The following is a 17,879-nucleotide window of genomic DNA, read 5'->3' on the forward strand; positions in this document are numbered from 1 at the left end:
AGCGTGAATATCTACCTAGGGTTAATTTTGCTGAGCTTAGCCTGTTTAGGCTTACAGTTTTCCCCACTCGCTGAGTTCAGCGCTTGGCAACTGACCGAGATTGAGCGCGGCCAGTGGTGGCGGATCCTAACAGGAAATTTCACCCATACCAACTTTGCCCATTTAGGGATGAACCTCGCCGGTCTCTGGGTTATCGTCTTTTTATTTATGCCTAGCATTAAGTCATTATTCTTCGTCTTAAGTATGCTGAGTTTATCGGTCGGGATAAGTATTTTTTTTAGCGACATGACACTGTATGTTGGCCTGTCTGGCGTACTGCACGGTTTATTTGCTTACTTTGCTCTACTAGAGTGGTTACATGGCCGCCGCAGTAGCTTATGGCTAGTGCTTGGCGTCATCGCTAAAGTCGCTTGGGAGCAGTGGTTCGGGGCATCCATGATGACCGCTGAATTAATTGAAGCCCGAGTCGCCACCGAAGCCCATTTAGCAGGCACCCTAGGTGGACTGACGTTAGGTTTGATTCAGTTTCTGCTGATAAAAAAACGCCGCGACTTAAGTCACGGCGCGGATTAGAAAACCAAGTTCTCTTTATATTACATCAAAGGACGCTGCCCACGGCTGAGCAATTTCAGCAGTACCGCATCCGCTGCTTGACTGGCCGTTCCGGCGAGCTTATCGGCGAGTTTTTTCTTACGCACATAACGCACCGCAAGAACGGTCTTTTCTTTGCATGCGTTGACGATCAAATCATCTGACGTGGCAATCTCATCCACTAAGCCTAATGCTTTGGCTTGACTGCCAAACCAATGCTCACCAGTGGCAACTTTGTCTAGATCAAGTGCTGGGCGGTGGTCACGGATAAAGTCTTTAAACAAACCATGGGTTTCTTCCAGCTCTTGCTTAAATTTCTCACGGGCTTTATCGGTGTTTTCACCAAACATCGTCAAAGTTCGTTTGTATTCGCCAGCAGTAAGCTGTTCAAATTCAATATCATTGCGTTTAAGTAATTTATGAAAATTAGGGATTTGAGCAATAACCCCAATTGACCCGACAATTGCGAACGGCGCGGCAACAATTTTATCGGCGATACAAGCCATCATATAACCGCCACTGGCAGCCACTTTATCGACGGCAATCGTCAAAGGAAGCTGAGCGGCTTTGAGGCGATCAAGCTGTGATGAGGCCAGTCCGTAACCATGAACCATGCCACCACCGGTTTCTAACCGAACCAGCACTTCATCGCCTGGTTGAGCCACGGCCAAAATTGCGGTCACTTCTTCACGTAATGAACTGACTTCTTTGGCGTCAATACTGCCATGAAAATCGAGCACGAATAGATGCGGCTCGCGTTTAGAGTCTAGCTCACCCTCTTTCTCTGCCTGTTTGAGTGCTTTTTGCTTGGCTTTTTTCTGCTCTTTTTCCGTTTTCTTCTCTGCTTTATCGCGTGCTTTCAAAAACGCTTCATCATGCAGATAAGATTCTAAACGCTCTACGGTTGCTTTATGTTGCTCGGTTAAGTCGGTGATTTCTAGCTCGCCTTTATTGGCGCCTGATTTACCACCACCCGATTTTATCATCACCAAGATCACGACTAACGCCACCAACACAGTGACAATCTTGGCTAGAAACAGCCCGTAATCTAATAAAAATTCCAAAGTGCTCATCCTCTTTAATACGAATTGGTGTATTGTAACCACCTTGTCACAAAGACTTAAAGTAAAACCTCATCTCGGACGGTTGAACTGCCAAAGTTGGATTAGATTCGAGATTATAACCAAAAGGAATCTGACGTGAATTACTCTGTTGCTGTTGATGCTTTACAAAATAAGGTTATTTTAGTCACTGGTGCCAGTGATGGTATTGGCAAACAAGCTGCTATTACATACGCCGCCCATGGCGCAACGGTCATTTTACTCGGTCGCAGCGAAGATAAACTGCAACAAACCTACGCTGAAATTGTCAGTGCTGGATACCCTGAAGCCCGAGTGATCGCCTTAGATATGCAAAAGGCCAGCAGATACGATTACCAAACCTTGATCCACAATATAGAGCAGCAATGTGGTCAACTGGATGGGTTATTGCATAGCGCTGGGTTATTAGGCGAAATCAGCCCCTTTGAAGCGATTACCGAACACACTTATGATCAGGTGATGCAAGTCAATGTCAAAGCTCAATTATTGCTTACTCAAGCCGCTTTACCTTTGATTAAGCGCTCGCCACAAGGTCGAATCGTATTTACCAGCTCGACGGTGGGTCACAGTGGCCGTTCAGGTTGGGCCAGCTATTCTATTTCAAAATTTGCTACTGAAGGGATGATGCAGATCCTCGCCGATGAGCTACGTGATACCCCATTACGAGTCAACGCGATTAATCCTGGTGGGACACGTACCGCCATGCGCGCCAAGGCGTATCCACAAGAAGATGCTAACCGCTTGAAAACGCCGCAAGAGATCATGCCGCTTTATCTCTATTTAATGGCCAGAGAGAGCCAACACGTGCATGGCCAATGTCTTGACGCACAACCGAAATAATCCACTTCAAACACATTCACTCGGAAAATAGAAACCCCGTCGCTAATTCGATATCAACGACGGGGTTTTGAGTCATTCGTTATGCGCTGATCATAAGGTATCACGTAATCGGTCTTGTACCGCTTGCACCAGTAAATCAGGCTGGAATTTGGAGATGAATTTATCACAACCGACCTTTTGTACCATCGCCTCATTAAAGCTACCACTGAGTGAGGTATTCAGCGTAATGTACAAACTCGCCATGCGCGGGTCGTTACGCACTTCATAAGTCAGCTTATAACCATCCATTTCTGGCATTTCGGCATCGGTGATCATCATCAACAGCTCTTGATTGATATCTTTACCTTCATCACACCATGATTTTAGTAGCTTCAAGGCTTCTAAACCATCCCAACACTCGATAATATTTAAGCCAAGTTGAGATAAAGTATCTTTAATTTGCTTGCGGGCGGTGGAAGAGTCGTCAACAATCAAAATGTTACGCCCAACCATTTCACCTAATATGTCATGATCTAACACATGTTCAGAAATCGAGACATCATAGTCGATGATTTCAGCGAGTACTTTTTCTACGTCAATCACTTCAACAATATGGTTTTGATTTTGCTCTTTAATGTGCGTAATCGCGGTCAGGTAGTTTGAACGCCCAACCGACTTTGGTGGTGGCTGAATCTCGGTCCATGCGGTATTAATGATATTGCGTACCTGACCAACCAAAAAACCCTGCACGGTACGGTTGTATTCGGTAATGATTAAGTTGTGCTCTTGATTATCCAGCTTGGTTTCAGGAAAACCAATCGCTCGACGAAGATCAATGATCGGAACCGCAACACCTCGTAGAGAAGCAACCCCCATAATGTTCGGATGAGAACCGGGCATTTTAGTCGTTGGCGGTACCTTGATTACTTCACGTACCTTAAATACGTTGATCGCAAAAATCTGTCGACTATTTAAACTAAACAGCAACAGTTCTAGGCGGTTCTCTCCCACCAAATTGGTACGCTGATCGACCGTATTTAAGATACTCGACATAGAAAATCCCGCTAATAGAAAAGCACCATCGTTTACAGTATATACCTAAATTTCTGTGAGGCACTTGGGTAGATCATTAATTTAGGCGAACAATGTAAACTGTCGTGCAAAAAAAACGAAGAAAAATTATCCTTCAACCACTTTCATTAATAATAAACCATCGTAGAGCGCTTGCTTGATTAAAGCCGCTCCTGGCATTGTGGCTTGTTTATAAAAACGGGATTCAACCAACTGCAGATGTTGGTGATAGGCAGGAAGGCTTTGCTCTTCAATACAGCGCTGAATCGCAGGATACAACACCGTTTTTGCTTGATTCATCACCCCACCAATTAACACTTTGTCAGGGTTAAACAAATTGATCACTATCGCAATCGCAGCGCCTAAATAACGTCCGAGTTGCTCAATCACGTCTACGGCGAGCGGATCACCATTGGCAGCCGCCAAGCAAACGTCCTCAATCGAAATCGTCTCTTGTTCGGCTAATGACGACGGTTCTCCTTGAGCAATTCGTAACGACACCTGATCGCGAATCGCTTGCGAGCTCGCCACCGTTTCAAGACAGCCAATATTGCCGCAATGACAACGTTTACCTTGAGGATCAATTTGAATGTGCCCAAGCTCACCAATATTGCCATAACGACCTTGTAATACTCGCCCATCAACGATAATCCCGGCCCCTAATCCGTGGTGAATAGAAATCAATATCGAATTATCGACATCTTGAGAGTGACCGAATAATTTTTCTGCCAAGGCCCAAGCTCGAGTATCATTCGCAACAAATACCGGCAACCCAGTAGCTTTATAAATCTCAGGACCTAACGCCAAATTTTTCACATTATAATGGGGCATTTGTAATACCATGCCCTGCTGTGAATTGACTAAACCCGGCAGAGTAATCGCAATGCTTGTCACCCGATCTAATTGGGCGGCGTAGGTTTGAAAAAACTCTTCTATTTCAAATAATAATCGCGCCAAAACATCATCTTGATCGATTTCATGAATATCAATTTTGGTGTCAATCAATACCTCACCACCCAACTCATGCAACGCAATCGTCAGATAGCCTCGTCCCAAGCGCATGGAAAGAAATTGCCAGCCTTGATTATTGGTTTGCAGACCAACGGCAGGTCTGCCACGACTGATCGCTTCTTGAACCGTCGTTTCATGGATCAAGTGGGCATCAATTAATTCGCGAGTAATTTTAGTAATACTTGCCGGAGCTAATTCACTCTCTTTAGAAAGGTCAATGCGCGATATAGGGCCTTTTTGATCTATCAATTTATATACACGACCAGCATTGACCTGTTTAATATGATCAATATGGCCTGGTTGAGCCATATACATGGTGCACTCCAGATTTCAATAACCTGCCAATTTTTTTACTTTGCGAACTAATTGTGAAGCAACTTGATGTATAGCCGTGACAGCCATCACGCATATAAATTTGAGTTTGTGTTTTTAACCCCAAAACCACAGATTTCACCACCAAAAGACCCAAGATGGGTGTTGGATCGAGAAATCGTCATTTTTTTTCTAAACCCTCTATTTTTAGAGACTTAGGTCTATACTGAGATCCAATAGGTTGCGCTTATTGGCCGGACTTTCAAGGAGAAAAATATGACCGCAGCGTTAAGAAGAACAAAAATTGTCGCTACACTAGGTCCATCGACGGATCAAGGTAGTGTGTTAGAAACGATTATTCGCTGTGGGGTGAATGTAGTCAGAATGAATTTTTCCCATGGCTCGGCAGATGATCACCGTTTACGAGCGGAAAAAGTTCGCGAAATTGCTCAACGATTAGGTCGACACGTAGCGATATTAGGCGACCTGCAAGGTCCTAAAATTCGAGTATCGACCTTCAAAGAAGACAAGGTTTTTCTCAATGAAGGCGACAGTTTCATTTTAGATGCAGAACTCGGACTCGGTGAAGGCACACAGCACACCGTCGGCATTGATTACAAAGCTTTGCCAAATGACGTTGTGGCAGAAGACATTTTATTACTCGACGATGGCAGAGTTCAGTTGCAAGTCACCGCTGTAGAAGGAAGTAAAATCCACACTACCGTTCTTATCGGCGGACCATTATCCAATAATAAAGGCATTAATAAAAAAGGCGGTGGCCTTTCTGCTGAAGCCTTAACAGAAAAAGATAAGCGAGACATTGTGCTGGCAGCTGACATTGGCGTCGATTATTTAGCGATCTCTTTTCCACGCAATGGGAAAGATATGGATTATGCTCGGCGTTTGGCTCGCGAAGCAGGACTGAATGCAAGATTAGTGGCCAAAGTTGAGCGTGCAGAGACGGTATCTTGTGATGAAAATATCGATGATATTATTCGCGCCTCTGATGTCATTATGGTTGCGCGAGGCGACCTTGGTGTCGAAATTGGTGATCCTGAGTTAATCGCGGTGCAAAAGAAACTGATTCGTCGTTCAAAAGAACTCAATCGCATCGTGATAACCGCAACTCAAATGATGGAGTCGATGATCACCAATCCAATGCCAACCCGAGCAGAAGTGATGGACGTCGCCAATGCCGTACTTGATGGCACTGACGCAGTCATGCTTTCAGGAGAGACCGCCGCTGGTAAATACCCAGTAGAGACCGTCAAAGCTATGGCCGAAGTCTGTGTCGGCGCAGAAAAAATGATTGAAGCCAGCCAACAAAATTATCGTATCGATCGCGCTTTCCAAACCGAAGAAGAAACAATAGCGATGTCGACCATTTATGCCGCCAATCATCTTGAAGGAGTAACAGCGATGGTCACGTTAACGGAGTCAGGGCGAACTGCGCTAATGACCTCACGCCTTAACTCGATATTACCTATCTTCGCCATGTCTCGTAATGAGCATGCTCTGAACCGTTGCGCGCTCTATCGAGGGGTAACGCCATTCTATTTTGATAGCAACCATGGTCAGGGAGCGGAGGTGGCTCAAGCCGCCCTACAAGCCCTAAAAGACAAAAAGCTCCTCGAGTTTGGCGATCTGGTGATCATTACTCAAGGTGATATTATGGATGTAGAAGGAACCACCAACTGTATGCGGATCTTGCCGGTATTTTAATCTGAGCGGTAGGTACAGGGAACGTACCTACCCGAATGACATTGAGTTTTATATGGGAAAAAGAATACCAATAAATCACTCTCCTCCTATTGATCGCCATAAAAAGGATCAATGACAGGAGGATTAGGACGCTGAGTCACGAGTCGCTTAGCCTGTTCAAAGGTTTCAATAAATCGGTAGCCAGCTTGTAGACCTAACTCGTAGTCATAAAGCAACGCTTCCTGACTACTGAGTAAGGAACTTGATTTCAGTGGCTCACTTGGCACAATTTGTAAAATAAATGCATCATCTGGTGGTGTATGAAGAAAGTCACTGGTCAATGAATAGGTTTGATAATGGACCATCAACATATCTGCGAGCCCCGCATCAAATTTATTCCCCAACAGATGGCTTAACCGATAAATATTGTCGGCACCAAACAACCAACGTCCACCATTTAACACATCGAGATGTTTTTGCTCTTTCTTGAGCTGTTGAGCCTTGGCGATTTGTTGCTGAAGAAAACCACTCCAATCTTGCTTCCACTGCAACATTTTATTTTGCCAATGTTGCTGGATATGATTCACCGATTCACGTAACCATTTAACCTGAGAATCAGACTCTTGCTCTGCGAATGCATTTTGTTGGTCTTCTTCCTCTAACGTTTCAGTCCGGATGACCGTGATAAAACGTGCTTCTTGACGCCAAGCCTGTTGAACGGGGATGGATGCTGACACTCCACCATCAATATAGCAATGTTGACCTAATGAAACCTCTTGAGTATATAAGCCTGGAATCGCGCAGGTAGCGATAAGCACTTCTCGCCAATCGTCACCCAACATCGGAAAATAAGCATCGGTTAATGACTGAGCCTCCGTCACCGCAGCAAAAGCTTGGCGCTGGCCCAAGACATGTCGCCCCATGTCCAAATCTAAACGATAAGGATAATCGCTGATTTTATCGAGCGCCCAGTCTAAATTCATGTATTGTTTACGTCGAATATAACTGAATAAATGAAAAAATTGCGGATCGGTGGTTAGCTCGAGAATGAAAGCTTTACCTAAACCGTGCTGACGACATAGATAGGAACAAAGATTTAACGCGCCCGCTGACGTACCATAAAATTCATCAAACGGGTCAAAATTAGACAGCATAAAAGCATCTAATACACCTGCAGTAAAAATCCCCCGCTGCCCTCCACCTTGGGCGACTAAGCTATTTTTACCAGTCAGAAACTTCGAGAGCCGAACAGTGTCGACTCTCGATTCTAGCCCTGAGACTGTTCCACTGTTCACCATAAGCAGAACCTCTAGCTTTTAATTGGCGATAGTAATTAAACCATATCCGATAAGAACAGCAAATATTGCCGCGGTAATCATTAATGCGTGTTTAAGATCGCGTTCCATACACCTCTCCTTGAGAATCACTGAATGACAACATAAGCATACACTAATCCTTTATACTGTCGTTTTTTTCCACACAAATATCAAGTGATTATCACATTTATCCTCGCAGAACGAGCAGCAAACAAAGCTTTTACTCTTAGTTATCGGAGCAGTGGGAGTCTTCACTCACTATCCTATCCTATCCTATAGTAGGATAGATAATTGTACTTAAGGAGTATCACAATGCGACATCATGGATTGCTATTCTACCCCCAGTTTATGCTACCCCTACTATTGAGCTTACTCGCCTTCCCAGTAAAAAGTGAACTGTATGTGACGCCTTACTTTGGCTATACCTTGGGTGGCAAAGTGGAAGATCAGCAGCAACGTCACTACGACATTAAACCATCGGAAAATATCGCATTAGCCATCGAAACCTCCTTTCAAACCGGACGCATCGGTTTTTTCTATAGCCATCAATCATCACAAGTTGAACAAATCGATAATCAAGCCACCATGCATTATCTGCACTTCCAAAGTAGTATTTATTACCCTCTAGAATCCAAAAGTTCTGCGTTTATTGGTGTAGGACTGGGTGGCTCATACGCTGATGTTGACTGGGTTAATAATAAATATGGCTTCTCGTCCAGCGTGTTTGCAGGTATAGACTACAAGATTGCCTCGAACCTCACCATTACATCGCATTTCCGATGGCTTGGCACTATGGTTGACAACGATACCAGCGCTATTTGTCAACTTGAGCAAAATAATGGCTGTGTGATTGGCTTTCGCTCCAATTGGATGAATCAATTTGCTTTTAATCTAGGGCTCGGCTTACGTTTTTAAGCTATTCATCGCTGGTTAGTATGGAAAACGCTTTATCGTCTCCCTGATTGCGAATCATAGCTATGAAGCCATTTATCTCCAACCAAATTTAACCTTACAAGATCAATCGTTACTAGAAGTACCGACCACTAACTGGTGATTTTTTAGTCAAGCACTCTGTTGTTAAATACAGTTTTATCAATGGATAATGACGTTCAATAGAGCGAATTGATTCAGTTAACAACCAAAAGCACAAATATATCCCTAGATTTGTGCTTTAATAACTTGAATGCCGCTATCTATCACTAACAACAAACCGTTTACATTGTATTGCCATTTTTAAAAGTTCTCTGTAGTCTCTCAATTAATGCGCAGCTGATTATTTCAGATTACGCAAACACACATCGACAACAACAGAATAATATTCCAACAAATAACCACATAGACCACAGGTAAATCTACGTTTTTACACTTTCATGGATGATGGAACAATATTTTAACAATTAGACCTATACTCATACGATGATCTTTTCGGCAGTCTACTCTGGCAAAAGTGAGCGGTAACGGGAAGGCTTGCTTCCACATCTCAATGAATGAGTAAACAAGGTCTAATGAGGCTTCATACCTCAGGGAATGATTAAGGAGAAATAAATGAAGCGAGAACAATGGGGATCCCGTACCGGATTCATTTTAGCCGCAGTAGGTTCTGCGATTGGCCTAGGTAACATTTGGCGTTTTCCCTACATGGCTTATGAGAATGGAGGGGGCGCTTTTTTCATCCCTTATCTATTTGCCATGCTAACAGCCGGCATTCCTTTTATGATCCTTGAATTCAGTATGGGTCAAAAACATCGCGGCTCTGCACCAACGACTCTTGCCAAAATTAACACAAAATTTGAATGGCTTGGTTGGTTTCAAGTGGGTATCGCGGCAACCATTGGGGTGTACTATGTAGCCGTGATTGGCTGGGCAATCTCCTACTTCGGCATGTCATTTACCCAAAGTTGGGGAACGGATACCAATAGCTTTTTCTTTAGCGAGTACTTAGGTCTGGGTGATAACTCGCCGACTAACCTTGGATCGATTCAGTGGAAAATTGCTTTTACGATGGCGATTGCTTGGGCAATAACTTATGCGGCTATCGTTGGCGGAGTTAAATCTGGTATTGAACGTGCTTCTAAAGTCATGATGCCGGTATTGTTTATCATGGTACTACTCCTAATTGCACGCATGATTTTCTTACCGGGTGCATTAGATGGCGTCAACTATATGTTTGAGCCTGATTTTAGTAAGATTTGGGATGTTAAAGTCTGGGCAGCCGCTTATGGGCAAATCTTCTTTACGCTCAGTATTGGCTTTGCGATTATGCTGGCCTATTCAAGCTACCTACCACAGAAATCTGACATCACCAATAATGCTTTTATGACCGTCTTGATCAACTGCGGTTTTTCAATTCTCGCTGGTATCATGATTTTCTCAGTTCTTGGTTACATGGCTCAAGAACAAGGCAAACCGCTGACTGAAGTCGTTTCTGCTGGCGTTGGTTTAGCTTTTGTCACTATCCCTGCGGCTATTAACCTACTTCCAATCCCTTACATTCTAGGCCCGCTATTTTTCTTAGCGTTAGTGGTCGCTGGACTAAGCTCACACATCTCGATCTTAGAAGCCGTCACCTCCGCGGTGATTGACAAACTGGGTTGGAGTCGTAAAAAAGCAGCTAATATCGTTATCGGCTCAGGCTTTATTATTTCTATGGCATTTGCGACCAATGGCGGTTTACTGTTGCTCGATTTAGTCGACCACTTTGCGAACAATGTCGGCATTATGGCGAGTTGCCTAGTTGAACTCATTCTCATGACTTGGTTGCTGAAAATTTCCGACGTGCGTAAATATGTTAACTCCATTTCTGATTTTACGATTGGAGTATGGTTTGATATTTGTTTGCGCTTTGTCTCCCCAGTCGTTTTGGCGATCATTGTAGTAACTAAATTACGTGCACTGCTCACTGAAGGGTATGGCGGCTATGATCTGACTCTAGGCTGGACCATTATTATCGCGTTACTGGCGCTAGGTGCCATCGTTAATCTAACTAATCGCAAGGAAGCAAACTAATGACTACAGGTGCAATTATCATGATGATTATCGGCCTCGGACTCACTTGGGGCGGTGCAGCCATCTGCATTAAAAAAGCCATGGCGAAACAAGAAGAGTAATCTCCTCTTAATTTAAGGCCACGAGCAGCTAATCTGCCGTGGCCTTATTGATTTTAGAAGCGATAAGTAACCCCTAGCGCCGCGCCCAGTTGCAAATTGATGCCTGAATGGAGGTTTAACTCTGGATGAACTTGACCATAGACATCAATATTACTGTTAATTGGCCAGTTAACCCCTAATGGTACGCGCGGACCAAAATCACCATCCCATTCTCCCCAAGCACCAATCCCAACGTACCAATCCAAAGGAACGTCAGCTCGATCAAAATTGCCACGGCGCATCAAATAATCAAAAGCGGCACCTTCATTACCAAGAATAAAACGATATTGCTCATCAACCTCAATGACTGCACTCAACTGTTGATCTACGGCCATACCTACTTTTAAACTCGGCTCTTGTTGAGCATAAACACTTACTGGTACGCTGAATAACATCGCCACTGCAGCTATTTTTTTCATAAGTCACTTATCCTATATCGTCTGGTATTTACTCAAATGTCTAAGATTGAGAAATAAACTCCCCGATGATGTCCAATTGCAGCAAAGTCGGCTCCGTCAGAAGAAAGAATAAACATGACACGCATAATCCAACCAAGTGCAAAATAAAATCAAAGGAAATAACGGCAGTCTAACGAGGAGTGTACTGAGCAATGTCAGCAAAGAGGTAAAGATAGGTTAAGATAGAGTATAGGTAGAGGCTAAAACATCATTGATAATGAGCGCTTTCAGCAAACCGATAAAAAGGAGACCGAAGTCTCCTTATTTATAGGGGAAGAAAGAATGAGCATTAACCGTGGTTGCGAATCCACTCATCCATTTCTGTTTTTAAGTTATCTGATTTAGTACCAAAAATAGCTTGTACACCACCAGACACCACAACAACGCCAGCAGCACCGAGTTGTTTTAGTTTCGCTTGATCAACCAACTCTGTCTCTGCAACCGATACGCGTAGGCGAGTAATACAAGCATCTAAGTTAGTGATATTTTCTTTACCACCAAATGCCGCTACTAATTCACCTGCTAACTCTGACCCTGTTGAAGTATTCGCATCAGCGGATTCATCTTCACGGCCCGGTGTTTTCAGATTCAAGGTACGAATAACAAACGTAAATACCACATAGTAAAGCACAGCATAAGCAATACCTAAGCCTACCAGTAGCAACATGTTTTCTGCACGAGGAGATTGAACAACAAAGTCAATAAAGCCGTTAGAGAACGTGTGGCCATGAACAATGCCTAGCGAGTTGGTTAGGACATACGCCAAGCCAGCAAGTACCGCGTGAACCGCGTAAAGTACAGGAGCAATGAATAGGAAAGAGAATTCAATTGGCTCAGTAATACCGGTTAGGAAAGAAGTTAATGCCGCAGAAGCCATGATACCCATGATTTTTGCACGGTTCTCAGGTTTAGCACAATGCGCAATCGCAAAAGCCGCTGCAGGAAGACCAAACATTTTAAATAGGTAACCACCGGCTAACTGACCGAAACCATTACCCGCTTCGCGAGTCACATCATTCGCAGTCAAGAAACAGGTCATAATACCTGTTGCTGGTTGACCGGAGTTAGTCACACAAGAACCTGCTTCGTAGAAGAAAGGTACGTTCCAGATATGGTGTAAACCAAATGGAATCAGTGCACGCTCAACAATACCGTAAATACCAAATGCAGTGACTGGGTTTTGATGCGCAGCCCAATCAGAGAAAGAAGCAATAACGCCACCAATCGGAGGCCAAATTACCGATAAGAGAATACCTAGAGCAATCGACAAGAAACCGGTAATAATAGGTACCGCACGTTTACCCGCAAAGAATCCGAGATATTCTGGTAGCTGAATTTTATAGAAACGATTGAACGACCACGCTGCAACACCACCCGCAAGAATACCGCCAAGTACGCCTGTTTCGATGCCATCAACACCCATTACCTCTGCCATAACGTTCAAGGTCGCAACCATGATGCCATAGCCGACAATAGCAGAAAGTCCTGATACACCATCGTTATTGGTAAAGCCTAGGGCGACACCAACGGCAAACAAGAGTGCCATTTGACCAAATACCGAGCCACCAGCTTGTTCCATTAAGTGGGATACGACTTCTGGCAGCCAACTAAAGTTTGCCGCCCCAACACCAAGCAAAATACCTGCAACAGGTAAGACTGATACTGGAAGCATCAGTGCTTTACCTACTTTTTGCAGGTTAGCAAAAGCGTTCTTTAACATGTTTATGCTCCTGATTAAGTTATTAGAATTTTTCGGGTTCCAACGGCACACCCCCGTAGCCTAAATGTTAGCACCCAATGAAAATGTAACCACAAATGTATTATATTTTCCGCCTCTAAATATATCTTGATGCCCCTCAAACTTTCCAGTTCGTAAAGAAATTTAGTTTCAAAGTAATAGACAGATCACACAGCCATCACTTGTCGACAAGGCAACAGAAGCATTCTATCCTATTGTTTATATTAATAATAATTTTCCATCAATTAATTTTACTTGGTAAATTAAATTGATGAGGTTGTTATTTTTAGTAACAAAATTACCAATTGATTAGTTTAGACTAAATATTCAACATATTAAGTAAACAAGGCTAATTCTTGATGATAATTTGAAGTAAAGCACGTAAAACAGCCATTCTAGGCGTCTTACACCTATAAACTTTGATTTTCATCGCAAAAAAAGATCTTGGAAGTTTTTGCTGGTTTTTTCTGCAACTTCGCCCAAAGAAAGCCCTTTAAGTTGAGCAATATAAGCCGCAACCTCAACCACATAAGCCGGCTGATTCTCTTTACCTCGATGAGGTACTGGCGCTAAATAAGGCGAATCGGTTTCAATCAACAACCTATCTAATGGTAGTGCCTTTACCACGGCTTTGAGCTCTGTTGCTTGGCGAAACGTAACGATCCCAGAGATCGAAATATAGAAGCCTAAATCCATTGCCGCCTGCGCAAAAGCCCAATCTTCAGTAAAACAGTGTATAACCCCGCCACAACGCTCTGCGTGATGTGCTTTGAGTATAGCTAAAGTATCTTCTCGCGCTTGACGAGTATGAATAATCAATGGCTTATTGAGTTCAACGGCAGTATTAATATGCTGAATAAAACGCTGTTGTTGTAATTCCGCCATTTCTGGCTGATAGTGATAATCGAGCCCAGTTTCACCAATCGCAACCACTTTAGGGTGACGAGCATAAGTGTGAAAACGCTCTAGATCAAAATCACTTTGCACGTCGAGAGGATGCACACCACAAGAAGCATGAATATTATCGAAGGGAGTAATCATCGCTAACATATTGGGAAATGAGTCTAACGTCACACCCACAGAAAGTAATTGTGTCACTTTAGCCCGTTCGGCTTTAGCAAGAACATCGCTGATATCTTGGTGTAAATCTTGATAGTTCAGTTTATCAAGATGACAATGTGAATCTACAAACATGTTTCCTCATTAAATTTAAATAACCAATCAGCAATTAAAAGTTCACTATTTAACCCACTAAATCCCTGTAATTGATTGATCAACTGCGCCAATGAATCCGTTTGTTGTTGTAATAAAGACAAAGAACGAGCTTGAGCAAGCCACTGACTTTGCGGAGTAAAGTAAGGCTGCCATACCCCAAAAGCGGTTTTTTGGGCGTCAGTCAAGAGATACCAAAGCCAACGTAGTCCACTGAGAGGCTGGCCACTGATCGTTTTCGCACAATTTAATAATGCCGAAATGTCGCCTTGTAATGCCTGAACAAATTGCTGCTCAATCGCCAAATAATTTTGGAGTTCACCTTGTAAAAGAAACGCTCGAGTCAGTAATGGAGCATTACCATGAATATGAGCAGCAAAAGCAGGAATCGATTGTTGACACTGTTCGGTTAACCACGGCATAACAGCTTGTGGCTGCGGTTCTGGAATAATAATTTGTTGGCAACGACTGACGATTGTCGCCAGTAAACGGCTCACTTGATGAGTCAGTAAAATGAAAACACATTTTTCTGCGGGCTCTTCAAGCGTTTTCAGTAAAGCATTCGCTGCTGATTCATTCATTGCTTCGGCAGGCTCAATCACGATCAACCGAAAGCCTGAGAGCTGTGAAGACTCTTGTGCTAATCGATTCGCTATACGAATTTGCTCAACCGTAATCGACTTGCCCTCTTTTTCAGGACGAACAAGATGATAATCCGGATGCGTGGCCGATAGCATTAACTCACAGCCATGACAAAATCCACAGGGCTCACTACGCTGTGTAGTACACATTAATGCCTGCGAGAATTTCTCAATCAACTGCTCTGCGCCTACTCCGTGTGGAGCATTGATTAAGGTTGCTGAAGCAAAGCGCTGATGCTCAAGCTGTTGCTTCCAACGCTCCCATGCCTCGCTTAACCAAGGATATACTGCGTTCATCATTAACCTTTATGTTGATTTAACCAGTTTAATAACGCTTGCTGAATATCTTGTGTCACCGCTTGTAGGGTTTGCTGCGCGTTAATAATCGTAACTGATGGATTGTCCTTAGCCAGTTCTAGATAACGCTGTCGTGTACGCTCAAAAAAACTCAAGTCCATTCTCTCAATACGATCCAACTCCCCTCGCCCACGAGCTCGCTCTAATCCGACTCGCGGGTCGATATCTAAGTATAAAGTAAAATCTGGGCTAAACGCCCCTAACGCTAACTGCTTAAGCTGCTGCATCGTCGCAGGGCTAATCTGCCGTCCGCCGCCTTGATAAGCTTGCGAAGACATGTCATGGCGATCGCCCACGACCCAGCATCCTGCCGCCAATGCAGGTTTAATGACGTTTTCCACAAGTTGTACCCGTGCGGCGTACATTAGCAGCACTTCCGTCACATCTTGTAAAACTTCACCAGGGTGATCTTCTTTGACTAAAGCACGCATTTTTTCAGCCAATACCGTGCCACCGGGCTCACGAGTCTGGGTAATCGACTCAATACCAAAAGCTTGTAACGTATCGATCACAACCTGAATAGCCGTGCTTTTTCCTGCGCCTTCTAGCCCTTCTACTACGATAAATTTTGCGTTCATTGTCGACTTCTGATCACTTGTAAATAGGCGCGAACCGCGCGATTATGTTCTGCTAATGTTTTTGAAAACACGTGATCACCATGACCACTGGCCACAAAATAAAGGTAATCACTCTGTTCCGGATTTAAAGCGGCCTTAATCGAAGCAGGGCCAGCCATCGCGATCGGCGTCGGAGGGAGTCCATTGATCACGTAAGTATTATATTCTGTCGCTTCACGCAAATCAGCACGGCGAATCCGCCCTTGATAACGATCACCCATTCCATAAATAACCGTAGGGTCCGTTTGTAAACGCATTCGCTTGTTTAATCGATTAATAAACACCGAAGAGACTCGCTCCCGCTCCGCATCGATCGCCGTTTCTTTTTCAATAATCGACGCCAAAATAAGGGCTTCGTAAGGAGTTTTCAATGGCAAATCAAGCTGACGATGCTCCCATTCATGCTCAAGCAGACGATTGAGCTTACGATGCGCTCGACGAAGGATATCAATATCCTTCTCCCCTTTAGTAAAATGGTAGGTTTCCGCCAAAAATAAGCCTTCTAACTTTGCATTATCGATGCCTAATAATTGGGCGATGTCTGCCTCTGAATGCTCAGTCAGCGTTTGTTGTAAGTTAGGATTTTGCGCTAAGCTAGCACGCCATTCAGAAAAACGGCTTCCTTCAATAAAGGTGATCGAAAACTGAAATTCTCGCCCAGAAACCAATAACGCTAAACTATCTTGTAGCGATAACCCGGGCTGTAATTGATACGTTCCCGCTCTAATCGGCGTTAATTCAGGGTAGAAACGACGTAATAACTTCGAGGCCAAAGGATCATCAACTAACCAAGCTTGATCGGTCATTAATGCCAACGCTCTATTTAAACTCGTCCCACCATGAATAGTGATCAACTGCGGTTCAGTGATCAATAACGGCTGCGCGAGGTAATCATTGGTCTTTTTAACCGCATAAAAGTAGCTTGCAGTAGCAAAAACAATGATGACTAAAATTAAGGCCAGTAATTTTTTAATCACGAATTAAAACTCTCCTGAAAATATCGTACATAACGGCCGATGGTATACAAATGATGTGCAATACCGATGACAGGCGCGACTTCAATGATGGCATTAGAAATAAAAACCTCATCAGCAGCAATTAAATGCTCCATTGGAAACTGACCAATTTCCACGGTCAACCCGAATGATGTTGCCGATTGTAAAATCATCCGCCGCGCGACACCAGCAACACCAGCATTATCAAGACTCGGCGTATATAAAGTGCCATTTTTCACCCAGAACAAATTTGCCATCGTTGTTTCAACGATATGATGATTAAGATCCAAACAAACGCCATCGTCATACCCTGCACGATCCATTTCACCACGCAGTAAAACTTGCTCTAAGCGGTTATTATGTTTATGTCCCGCCAGCAATGGGTTGAGTCCCATGCGCTGCTCACAGACGCCTAATCTGATCCCTTGACGTTGCCATTGATGATAATGAGCTGGAAAATCAAAGTGACTCAATGTAATTCTTGATGAATGTTGTTGGCTTGGACTATAACCTCGTCCTCCTTCGCCACGGCTAATATGCAGTTTCATTCCCGCCAGTGACTTACCTATCGCCGCTTGATTCAACGCAAGTTCTATTTTCAACCAATCAGGAGATGGAATCGCCAAGTGCTGTAAGCAAGCCTCCATTCGCTCTTGATGATAATCCCAGAGCTGAATTTTACCTTGTTTAATCAATAGAGTACTAAAGCAGCCATCGCCATATTGGAAAGAACGATCACTGGCGGTAATTAGGGGCTCGTTGAATCCATTTTGCCCAATCATGCTTGACTCCCT

18 protein-coding genes are annotated in these 17,879 nt (G+C 43.7%); 6 read left to right on the top strand and 12 right to left on the bottom strand.

Going from position 1 to position 17,879, the window contains the following annotated elements:
• Window positions 1–3 precede the first annotated feature (3 nt).
• Window positions 4–573: a rhombosortase gene (gene rrtA, locus VIB_RS08720; protein ID WP_040904413.1), complete on the top strand. Its 570-nt coding sequence runs from the start codon at window positions 4–6 to the stop codon at window positions 571–573.
• Window positions 574–593: 20 nt separating this feature from the next.
• On the opposite strand, the gene sohB is transcribed toward rrtA, so the two are convergent.
• Window positions 594–1,655: a protease SohB gene (gene sohB / locus VIB_RS08725; RefSeq protein ID WP_040904869.1), complete on the bottom strand. Its 1,062-nt coding sequence runs from the start codon at window positions 1,653–1,655 to the stop codon at window positions 594–596.
• Between the two features lie 135 nt (window positions 1,656–1,790).
• Between sohB and VIB_RS08730 the strand changes: the two genes are divergently transcribed.
• Entirely contained in the window at window positions 1,791–2,531 is a 741-nt protein-coding gene (locus tag VIB_RS08730; protein ID WP_004395576.1) for a YciK family oxidoreductase, read from the top strand.
• Between the two features lie 90 nt (window positions 2,532–2,621).
• On the opposite strand, the gene VIB_RS08735 is transcribed toward VIB_RS08730, so the two are convergent.
• A complete protein-coding gene (locus tag VIB_RS08735; RefSeq protein WP_040904416.1) occupies window positions 2,622–3,563 on the bottom strand; it encodes a chemotaxis protein CheV in 942 nt (313 codons plus the stop codon).
• A gap of 126 nt (window positions 3,564–3,689) precedes the next feature.
• Complete coding sequence (gene mlc, locus VIB_RS08740) at window positions 3,690–4,907, bottom strand: sugar metabolism global transcriptional regulator Mlc (RefSeq protein ID WP_004395578.1); 1,218 nt, start codon at window positions 4,905–4,907, stop codon at window positions 3,690–3,692.
• A gap of 273 nt (window positions 4,908–5,180) precedes the next feature.
• Between mlc and pyk the strand changes: the two genes are divergently transcribed.
• A complete protein-coding gene (pyk, locus tag VIB_RS08745; protein WP_004395579.1) occupies window positions 5,181–6,626 on the top strand; it encodes a pyruvate kinase in 1,446 nt (481 codons plus the stop codon).
• Between the two features lie 86 nt (window positions 6,627–6,712).
• On the opposite strand, the gene VIB_RS08750 is transcribed toward pyk, so the two are convergent.
• On the bottom strand, window positions 6,713–7,903 hold the full coding sequence (locus tag VIB_RS08750) for a patatin-like phospholipase family protein (protein WP_004395580.1): 1,191 nt from the start codon (window positions 7,901–7,903) through the stop codon (window positions 6,713–6,715).
• A gap of 18 nt (window positions 7,904–7,921) precedes the next feature.
• Window positions 7,922–8,011, bottom strand: a complete 90-nt coding sequence (cydH, locus tag VIB_RS17610) for a cytochrome bd-I oxidase subunit CydH (protein ID WP_110167917.1) — start codon at window positions 8,009–8,011, stop codon at window positions 7,922–7,924.
• Between the two features lie 222 nt (window positions 8,012–8,233).
• Between cydH and VIB_RS08755 the strand changes: the two genes are divergently transcribed.
• From VIB_RS08755 to VIB_RS17615, 3 genes are all read left to right on the top strand, one after another.
• Window positions 8,234–8,836 carry a hypothetical protein gene (locus VIB_RS08755; protein WP_004395581.1) on the top strand — a complete coding sequence of 201 codons (603 nt, stop codon included), beginning with the start codon at window positions 8,234–8,236 and terminating at the stop codon, window positions 8,834–8,836.
• A 630-nt stretch (window positions 8,837–9,466) separates the two neighbouring features.
• The gene (locus tag VIB_RS08760) at window positions 9,467–10,927 is read left to right on the top strand and encodes a sodium-dependent transporter (RefSeq protein WP_004395582.1); all 1,461 of its coding nucleotides are present in this window, start codon (window positions 9,467–9,469) and stop codon (window positions 10,925–10,927) included.
• Window positions 10,927–11,028 carry a MetS family NSS transporter small subunit gene (locus VIB_RS17615; RefSeq protein WP_110167920.1) on the top strand — a complete coding sequence of 34 codons (102 nt, stop codon included), beginning with the start codon at window positions 10,927–10,929 and terminating at the stop codon, window positions 11,026–11,028. The genes VIB_RS08760 and VIB_RS17615 overlap by 1 nt, the downstream gene beginning before the upstream one ends.
• 53 nt (window positions 11,029–11,081) lie before the next feature.
• Here VIB_RS17615 and VIB_RS08765 read toward each other — a convergent pair whose 3' ends face one another.
• From VIB_RS08765 to pabC, 7 genes are all read right to left on the bottom strand, one after another.
• A complete protein-coding gene (locus VIB_RS08765) occupies window positions 11,082–11,486 on the bottom strand; it encodes a hypothetical protein (RefSeq protein ID WP_004395583.1) in 405 nt (134 codons plus the stop codon).
• Between the two features lie 328 nt (window positions 11,487–11,814).
• Complete coding sequence (ptsG, locus tag VIB_RS08770) at window positions 11,815–13,245, bottom strand: PTS glucose transporter subunit IIBC (protein ID WP_004395584.1); 1,431 nt, start codon at window positions 13,243–13,245, stop codon at window positions 11,815–11,817.
• A gap of 444 nt (window positions 13,246–13,689) precedes the next feature.
• Window positions 13,690–14,457 carry a TatD family hydrolase gene (locus tag VIB_RS08775; RefSeq protein WP_004395585.1) on the bottom strand — a complete coding sequence of 256 codons (768 nt, stop codon included), beginning with the start codon at window positions 14,455–14,457 and terminating at the stop codon, window positions 13,690–13,692.
• Window positions 14,448–15,413 (bottom strand): DNA polymerase III subunit delta', encoded by a 966-nt coding sequence (gene holB / locus VIB_RS08780; protein WP_004395586.1) that lies wholly within the window; start codon window positions 15,411–15,413, stop codon window positions 14,448–14,450. The genes VIB_RS08775 and holB overlap by 10 nt, the downstream gene beginning before the upstream one ends.
• A gap of 2 nt (window positions 15,414–15,415) precedes the next feature.
• The gene (tmk, locus tag VIB_RS08785) at window positions 15,416–16,051 is read right to left on the bottom strand and encodes a dTMP kinase (protein WP_004395587.1); all 636 of its coding nucleotides are present in this window, start codon (window positions 16,049–16,051) and stop codon (window positions 15,416–15,418) included.
• A complete protein-coding gene (gene mltG, locus VIB_RS08790) occupies window positions 16,048–17,067 on the bottom strand; it encodes an endolytic transglycosylase MltG (protein ID WP_004395588.1) in 1,020 nt (339 codons plus the stop codon). Before mltG ends, tmk begins: the two co-directional genes overlap by 4 nt.
• Window positions 17,064–17,867, bottom strand: a complete 804-nt coding sequence (gene pabC, locus VIB_RS08795) for an aminodeoxychorismate lyase (protein WP_004395589.1) — start codon at window positions 17,865–17,867, stop codon at window positions 17,064–17,066. Before pabC ends, mltG begins: the two co-directional genes overlap by 4 nt.
• Between the last annotated feature and the right edge of the window lie 12 nt (window positions 17,868–17,879).

It is taken from the genome of Vibrio metschnikovii CIP 69.14, from assembly GCF_000176155.1.
Taxonomy (GTDB): Bacteria; Pseudomonadota; Gammaproteobacteria; order Enterobacterales; family Vibrionaceae; genus Vibrio; species Vibrio metschnikovii.